This is a genomic window from Streptomyces laculatispora, assembly GCF_017353455.1.
GTDB lineage: Bacteria > Actinomycetota > Actinomycetes > Streptomycetales > Streptomycetaceae > Streptomyces > Streptomyces laculatispora.
Window position 1 is genome coordinate 1 of record NZ_JAFMPZ010000043.1, and the last position, 7,866, is coordinate 7,866.

At 71.1% G+C, this 7,866-nt stretch carries 8 protein-coding genes; 4 read left to right on the forward strand and 4 right to left on the reverse strand.

The features are described 5' to 3' along the window. Both J1C73_RS01525 and J1C73_RS01530 read left to right on the forward strand, forming a co-directional pair. Positions 1-1,686: DEAD/DEAH box helicase (locus J1C73_RS01525; protein WP_207314717.1), on the forward strand; the 1,686-nt coding region annotated here is incomplete at its 5' end. Between the two features lie 159 nt (positions 1,687-1,845). Then, positions 1,846-2,691: an alpha/beta fold hydrolase gene (locus tag J1C73_RS01530; protein ID WP_207314718.1), complete on the forward strand. Its 846-nt coding sequence runs from the start codon at positions 1,846-1,848 to the stop codon at positions 2,689-2,691. Between the two features lie 44 nt (positions 2,692-2,735). Here J1C73_RS01530 and J1C73_RS01535 read toward each other — a convergent pair whose 3' ends face one another. Beyond that, the gene (locus tag J1C73_RS01535) at positions 2,736-3,623 is read right to left on the reverse strand and encodes an NYN domain-containing protein (RefSeq protein WP_207314719.1); all 888 of its coding nucleotides are present in this window, start codon (positions 3,621-3,623) and stop codon (positions 2,736-2,738) included. 222 nt (positions 3,624-3,845) lie between these two features. Here J1C73_RS01535 and J1C73_RS01540 point away from each other — a divergent pair, with 222 nt between their 5' ends. Next, positions 3,846-3,998, forward strand: coding sequence for a DUF8834 family protein (locus tag J1C73_RS01540; protein WP_164494399.1), 153 nt, complete (start codon positions 3,846-3,848; stop codon positions 3,996-3,998). Positions 3,999-4,073: 75 nt separating this feature from the next. On the opposite strand, the gene J1C73_RS01545 is transcribed toward J1C73_RS01540, so the two are convergent. The 3 genes from J1C73_RS01545 to J1C73_RS01555 form a co-directional block, all read right to left on the reverse strand. Continuing rightward, positions 4,074-4,679 (reverse strand): MarC family protein, encoded by a 606-nt coding sequence (locus J1C73_RS01545; RefSeq protein ID WP_123461489.1) that lies wholly within the window; start codon positions 4,677-4,679, stop codon positions 4,074-4,076. A gap of 173 nt (positions 4,680-4,852) precedes the next feature. Further along, on the reverse strand, positions 4,853-5,719 hold the full coding sequence (locus J1C73_RS01550) for a PHP domain-containing protein (protein ID WP_207314720.1): 867 nt from the start codon (positions 5,717-5,719) through the stop codon (positions 4,853-4,855). Positions 5,720-5,796: 77 nt separating this feature from the next. Continuing rightward, complete coding sequence (locus J1C73_RS01555; protein ID WP_207314721.1) at positions 5,797-6,441, reverse strand: DUF6758 family protein; 645 nt, start codon at positions 6,439-6,441, stop codon at positions 5,797-5,799. Positions 6,442-6,598: 157 nt separating this feature from the next. Here J1C73_RS01555 and J1C73_RS01560 point away from each other — a divergent pair, with 157 nt between their 5' ends. Next, positions 6,599-7,831 (forward strand): MFS transporter, encoded by a 1,233-nt coding sequence (locus tag J1C73_RS01560; RefSeq protein WP_207314722.1) that lies wholly within the window; start codon positions 6,599-6,601, stop codon positions 7,829-7,831. Positions 7,832-7,866: the final 35 nt, after the last annotated feature.

Consider the following 7,866-nt stretch of genomic DNA (forward strand, 5'->3'; position numbering starts at 1 on the left):
GACCTGCTGACCGCCGGCAAGGTCCGTAACGTCCGCGTCCTCGCGATCTACGGCGGCCGGGCGTACGAGCCCCAGGTGGAGGCCCTCAAGAAGGGCATCGACGTCGTCGTCGGCACCCCGGGCCGACTGCTCGACCTGGCGGGCCAGCGCAAGCTCGACCTCTCGCACGTCCGCGTCCTCGTCCTGGACGAGGCCGACGAGATGCTCGACCTGGGCTTCCTGCCCGACGTCGAGCGCATCATCACGATGCTGCCGGCCAAGCGGCAGACCATGCTGTTCTCGGCGACCATGCCGGGTGCGGTCATCAGTCTGGCGCGTCGCTACATGTCGCAGCCGACCCACATCAACGCCACCTCGCCCGACGACGAGGGCACCACCGTCAAGAACACGGCGCAGCACGTCTACCGCGCCCACTCGATGGACAAGCCCGAGATGGTCTCGCGCATCCTGCAGGCCAACGGCCGCGGACTCGCGATGATCTTCTGCCGCACCAAGCGCACCGCGGCCGACATCGCCGAGCAGCTGGAGAAGCGCGGATTCGCCTCCGGCGCGGTCCACGGCGACCTCGGCCAGGGCGCCCGCGAGCAGGCGCTGCGCGCCTTCCGCAACGGCAAGGTGGACGTGCTCGTCTGCACGGACGTCGCGGCCCGCGGTATCGATGTCGAGGGTGTCACCCACGTCATCAACTACCAGTCGCCCGAGGACGAGAAGACCTACCTGCACCGGATCGGCCGGACCGGCCGCGCCGGCGCCAAGGGCATCGCGATCACGCTGGTCGACTGGGACGACATCCCGCGCTGGCAGCTGATCAACAAGGCGCTGGACCTGAAGTTCCCGGACCCGCCCGAGACGTACTCCACCTCCCCGCACCTGTACGAGGAGCTGGACATCCCGGCCGGCACCAAGGGTGTCCTGCCGCGCACCGAGCGGACCCGTGCCGGTCTGCGGGCCGAGGAGATCGAGGACCTCGGCGAGACGGGCGGCCGCGGCCGCAAGTCCGCCCCCGCCGCGGCGCCCGCCGTCCGTGAGGAGCGTCCCCCGCGCACGCCGCGTCAGCGTCGTCGCACCCGGGGCGGATCGGCCGCCGAAGAGGGCGCCGTCACGGTGCCCGCACCGGCCGCGGAGGCCGTCGAGGTATCCGGGTCCGCCGAGAGCGCCTCGGAGCCGCGTACGCCGCGCCGTCGCCGGCGCAGCCGCGTCGGTGCCCCGGACATCGCGGCCGAGGCCGCGGTGGACGTGGCCGAGGCCCCGGTCGTCGTCATCGACACCGAGCCCGCCGTGAAGACCAGGACCAGGGCCGCCAAGGCGACCAAGGCCAAGGCGGATGTCACGGTCGAGGTGGAGGCCGAGGCCGTGGCCGCCACGAAGCCGCGCCGCAGCCGCGCCCGGGTCGTGAAGCCGGTGACGGAGGAGGTCGACTTCCAGACCGCCCCCGTGGCCGAGCCCGCTCCCGAGGCGAAGACGGTGACCAAGCCGCGCCGCCGCGCCCGGGTGATCAAGCCGGCCGAGGACGAGGTCGACTTCCAGATCGCGCCGATCGCCGAGCCCGAGACGGACACCAGGCCGCGTCGTCGCACCCGTGCGGCCGCGAAGCCGAAGACGGAGGCCGTGGCGGTCGCCGAGGGCGAGGCCAAGCCGCGCAGGCGACGGGCGCCGCGAGCGGCTGCCGCCAAGACCGAGAGCTGAGCCCGGCGCCGGTCCGCGGCGGGGCCACGCCCCGGCCGGCCGGCGTCGAGTGTGCCCGACGGGCCCGAGGGATTTCCTCGGGCCCGTCGGGCGTTTCACGGCACGGGCCGGCCCCGTGCCGCCGGACGTGATCCGCCGGACAGGCCCTAACCTCGTCCCATGAGCCGGCCACCCACCTTCACTCCGCCCCCTTGCGCCCGTGCCCGTACGCTGCACACCTCGCGCGGGGACTTCGCCGTGCTGGACGCCTCACCGCGTACCGCCCGACGCGGCACCGCTCTCCTGCTGCCCGGCTTCACCGGCAGCAAGGAGGACTTCATCGCCCTGCTGGAACCGCTCGCCGACGCCGGTTACCGTGCCGTCGCCGTCGACGGTCGCGGGCAGTACGAGACCGACGGGACGGACCGCCAGGAAGCTTACGAAAAGGAGGAGTTGGCGCTTGACGCACTCGCGCAGACGGCCGCACTCGGCCTGGGGGACAGCGCGGTCCACCTGCTCGGGCACTCGCTCGGCGGGCTGATCGCACGCGCTGCGGCAATCCTCGACCCGGCGCCGTTCCGGTCGCTGACCCTGATGTCCTCCGGGCCCGCCGAGGTCGTCGAGTCCCAGAAGGTCAGGCTGAAGATCCTCGGTGACGCCCTCGCGACCATGAGCATGGAGCGGGTCTGGGAGGCCATGCGCGCCTTCGACCCGCCCGCGGAGGCCGAGACGGGCGGCGAGGACCTGCGGCGGCGCTGGATGCGCCACACGCCCGCCCAGCTGATCGCCACCGGCCGCAGGCTGGCCACCGAGCCCGACCGGGTGGCTGAGGTCGCCGCCACCGGGCTGCCGGTCCATGTGATCTCCGGCGAGCGCGACGACGTCTGGCCGGTTCCCCTGCTCGACGCGATGGCGCACCGGCTGGGCGCCCACCGGACCCGGATCGAGGGCGCCGAGCACTCCCCCAACACGGACCGGCCGGAGCCGACGGCGGCCGCGCTGATCTCCTTCTGGGACAGCCTGTAGCACCCTCCTGGGCGGCGCCGGCGATCCGCGGGACGGCGGCAGGGTCAGTACTGCGACTGAAGGTGATGCCAGAAGCCGTCGCGCAGCGCCCGCCGCAGATGGGCGTGGCCGCGCAGCGAGTGCTGGAGCAGGCGTTCGGCCTCGACCAGCAGGTCCTGGTCGACGGAGCCCGGCAGATACGGGCGCCCGGGGAGCAGATCGGCCAGGGCGTCGCGGCCGCGGGCGGAGAGCCAGGTCGCGGCGATCTGCGCACCGACGAAGCGGACGTCCTCGCGCGAGGGCGCCGGGGAGTCGTCCTCGTAGGTGGTGACGGGGCGTCTGGTCACATAGGGGCGGCAGAAGTCGAGGTCGAAGGTGCGCTGGCTGTCGACCTCCCAGAGCAGCGGTTCGGCCTGGTTGCGGCCTTCTCCGGCCTCGATGCCCCACAGGTGGACGCGGGCCCCGTACCCCTGCGCGGCCTCGACGGCCGACACCAGGTCCTCGTCGCCGCCGACGAGTGCGGCGTCGCTGATGGCGCGGTGGCGGGCGAGCGATTCGAGGTCGGTGCGGATGAGTGAATCGACGCCCTTCTGCTGGTTGTTGGCGTTGAGGTTGCCGAGTCTGACCTTGACGTCGGGGAGTTCCGCGATGGACTGCTGCTCGACGGTGTGGATCCGGCGCCTGGCTCCGTCGTACCAGTACACGCGCAGGAGTCTGCTGTCCGCGAAGATCGTGCGGGCCTTGTCGATGAAGGCCTCGATCAGCCCCTCCGAGTCGAGGTCGAAGGAGCGCCGGTCCTCGGTGCCGGTGACGAGCAGCCCGGCCGCGGCGTACACATAGCCGGCGTCCACGAAGATCGCGTGGGTCGAGGGGGTCTTCGACACCTCGGCGAGCACGCGCTGGAGCAGCTCGTTGGTGCGGTCCAGGCGCTCGCCGATCTCTGCCTCGTTCATACCGGCCTCGTCGCGGATGTCGTCGTCCGCGCATGTTCTGTTACCCGCTGGTCCTTAGACATCCAAAAAATTTCCTTAGCGTAGGGAATCATTGCAGAGGGCAAGTCGTTGTACACCCCGTGGGGCGCGAGACGAACCAGCCTGGCGCTCCTCATCCTTGCGGACGGGGCACCCGTCCTCCCAGTAGTTCTCCAGCAGGAGGATCAGACGAAGGGAAGCCATATGCGCTTCGAGATCATGCGACTCGACGATGTCGACGGTACCGCCGTGGACAGCACCGTCGTGGACGCCGCCTCCGTCAACCGGATCGTGCAGCAGGCCGCAGCAGTGGGCCAGCGCATCTATATCCGCCCGGCCGACACCTCGGCTTCGTAACGCGTCACGGACATAAAGACGAAGCGCCCCCGCACGGATGGACTGTGCGGGGGCGCTGTGGTGTGCGGGGCCGGGTCAGGCGTTCTGGATGACCTGGGTGACACCGTTGATGATCTGCTGCACGGCGATGGCGGACAGCATCATCCCGGCCAGCCTGGTGACCAGCACGACGCCGCCGTCCTTGATGACCCGGATGATCAGCAGCGAGTACCGCATGGTCAGCCAGAGCACGATGTGCATGGCGACGATCGCCGTCCAGACCGAGACCTGGCTCCCCACGCTGTCGGCGTGCTGCACGGCGAGGATCACCGAGACGATCGCGCCGGGACCGGCGAGCAGCGGCATACCCAGGGGTACGAGCGCCACGTTGACGTCCTTCGTCTGCGTCGGCTCGTCGGTCTTGCCGGTCAGCAGGTCCAGCGCGATCAGCAGTAGGAGCAGCCCGCCCGCGATCATCAGCGCGGGTACGGAGACATGCAGGTAGTCCAGGATCTGCTGGCCGAGCACGCCGAAGACGGCGATCACGCCGAAGGCGACGGAGACCGCCTGCAGCGCCATTCTGCGCTGCATCTTGGCGGGGCGGCCGGCGGTGAGGGCCAGGAAGATCGGGGTGATTCCGGGCGGATCCATAATCACAAAAAGCGTGAGAAAAAGGGATCCGAAGACAGCGACGTCGAACACAGTGAGCCTTGCGGGGAGAGAGCGGGAATTCGGCTGGGGCAGCGCACCGGACAGGTGCCGGACCGGCGTCCGTCGGAAGGTCCTGACGGCAGCCGCGGCAGGCTGGTGCGCGGGGGTGGAACGAGCGGCGTCGCGCTGCGGCGCCGGGCGGTGAAGGTGTCGCGCGTGGGCCGTTACGGGGCGAGCGGTCCGCCGGCTCCCGGCACCGGGAAGGCCCCTGTGGCGCGCCGGGTGATCTCGCCGTAGATCTCGGGGTCGGTGGCGTTCTCGCCGAGCCGTACGGTCTTGCGGCTGCCGTGGTAGTCGCTCGACCCGGTGGTGAGCAGCCCCAGCTCGCGGGCGAGCCCGCGCAGCCTGGCCCGGGTCGGTCCGTCGTGGTCCATGTGGTCGACCTCGACACCGCCGAGCCCGGCCGCGGCCAGCTCGGCGATCGCGGACTCGGGGACCACATTGCCGCGTTTGACGGCGGCGGGGTGGGCGAGGACGGTGACGCCGCCGGCGGCCTCGACCAGCCGGATCGCGTCGAACGGATCGAGTTCGTGCTTCTGCGCGTGGGCGCGGCCGCCGTCGGCGAGCCACTGCGGGACGAAGGCGTCGGACACGGTCTCGACGACGCCGAGCTCGACCAGTGCGGTGGCGATGTGCGGCCGCCCGACCGATCCGTCCCCGGCGATCCGCGCGACCTGCTCCCACTCCACCGGCACGCCCAGCTCCTGGAGCTTGCGCACCATGGTCCTGGCGCGCGGCACCCGGTCGTCGCGCACCAGCTCGCGCTCGCGCGCCAGCTCGGGCTCGTCCGGGTCGAAGAGGTACGCCAGCATGTGCAGGCCCACACCGTCGAGCCGGCAGGACAGCTCCGCGCCGGTGACCAGGGTGAGCCCCTCGGGCAGGGCGGCGAGCGCCTCGGCGTGCCCGCGGACCGTGTCGTGGTCGGTGAGGGCAACGACATCCAGACCCGCGGCGGCGGCGTTCCGCACCAGCTCGGCGGGGGTGTCCGTACCGTCCGACGCGGTGGAGTGGGTGTGCAGGTCGATGCGCACGACTCGGACTCCAGTGCTCGCGGCCGGATGGGGGGACGCCCAAGGATAACCGGCGGACGCGCGGATTCCGGACCCGCTCAGGGCCCGCTCAGCAGCCGGGGCGTGAGCGCACCGCAGGGCACGAGGTCGACCTCTCCCCCGGCGTCACGCAGATCGGTCAGCACCAGCTCGTCGTACATCAGGAGTCCCGACTGCTCGGGCCAGACGACGGCCCAGAGCCACATGCCGCACGCCTCGCCCGCGAAGACCGCCCGGTCGTCGGGGGCGTCCTTCACGTGCCAGAGCGGGGTCGGGCGTCCGGCGGCGAGCACCTTGACGTCCGGCGGCCCGTCCACCCGGAGGTACGGGCCCGGGTCGGGGCCGTTGATCCCGGCGTACCGCGCACCGAGTCCGACACCGAGCTCCTCGGCGACGAGCAGCAGCTCACCGATGCCGCCGAGCGGCCCCGGTCCGGAACAGGCGACGGCGGTGGCCCGGCCACCGCCGCGGTCGTCTCCCGCGCACGCCACACCGGTGAAGAGCCAGCCCACCGGCAGCGGCCAGGGCATCCACACCGGCACCCGGGCGCGGTGCACCACCACACCGAGCGCCTCCACGCCGGGCGGGATGACCGGCTGCAGCGGGTGCACGCTGCCGTGCACATCGCACTGCCAGGTGTCGTCGAAGAAACCGGGCGCCTTGACCCGGCCTCCGCACTTCGGGCAACTGGGTTCGCCCCTCATAGCAACCAACCGTCCTCCCCGCCCGTCGCCGCGTCAAGGACGATCCCCCTTCCGCAGCGTGGCTCCCATCAGGGGATTTAGATGTAACTTGCATTTATTAGCCCCTCTAACTTATTCTGTGCATAACGCACCGATCTAGTGGAGAGTGAGTACACCCATGCAGGGAGAGGATCCGTTCGATCAAGGGACGGTCAGCATCCTGCGCCAGCCGAAGGCCGTCTGGGCCACAGCGGGCGCCTCTGTTGTCGCGTTCATGGGGATCGGCCTGGTGGACCCGATCCTGCCGTCCATCGCCAAGGGCCTGGAGGCGACGCCGAGCCAGGTGTCCCTGCTCTTCACCTCGTACTTCCTGATCACCGCCGTCGCGATGCTGGTCACCGGTTTCGTCTCCAGCCGCATCGGCGGACGCAAGACCCTGCTGGCCGGACTGGCGCTCGTCGTGGTCTTCGCCGCGCTCTCCGGCACCTCGTCCTCCGTCGCGGAACTCGTCGGCTTCCGGGCCGGCTGGGGCCTGGGCAACGCCCTGTTCGTGTCGACCGCGCTCGCCGTGATCGTCGGTGCGGCGGCGGGCGGCAGCTCGGCGGCGATCCTGCTGTACGAGTCGGCGCTCGGCCTCGGCATGGCCTGCGGGCCGCTGCTCGGCGCACTGCTCGGTGACGCCAGCTGGCGCTACCCGTTCTTCGGCACGGCCGCGCTGATGGCCATCGGCTTCGTCTGCATCACGGCGTTCCTCAAGGAACAGCCCAGGCCGGCCCGCAAGACCTCCCTGCTCGACCCGGTCAAGGCGCTCGGCCACGGCGGGCTCGCCTCCGTCGCCACCTCGGCGTTCTTCTACAACTACGCGTTCTTCACGATCCTGGCGTTCACGCCGTTCGTACTGAACATGTCGCCGTACAAGTCCGGCGCCGTCTTCTTCGCCTGGGGCCTGCTGCTCGCGGTCTTCTCGGTGCTCGTCGCACCGAGGCTGCAGAAGCGCTTCGGCTCGCTCAAGGTGGTCGGTGCCTCGCTGGTGCTGCTCGCCGCCGACCTGGTGATCCTCGGCTACGGCAACCACACCACGGCCATCGTCTGCACGATCGTCTCCGGCGCCTTCATCGGCATGAACAACACCGTCTACACGGAGCTGGCACTCGGGGTGTCCGACGCACCGCGCCCGGTGGCCAGCGCCGGTTACAACTTCGTCCGCTGGTTCGCCGCGGCCGCTGCGCCCTTCCTGGCCCCGAAGATCGAGGAGTGGAGCAACATCCACATCCCGTTCGTGATCGCCGCGGTCGCCGCGGTCATCGGCGCGATCGTCATCTGGGTACGGCGCTCGGCGCTGACCCACGAGGCGGCGGAGCTGGAGCCGAAGCACGCCACCGAGGACGGCGTCACGGTCTTCGCCAACTGAGGCGGCCGGACCCCGTCACCCCGTACCGCCCCGCC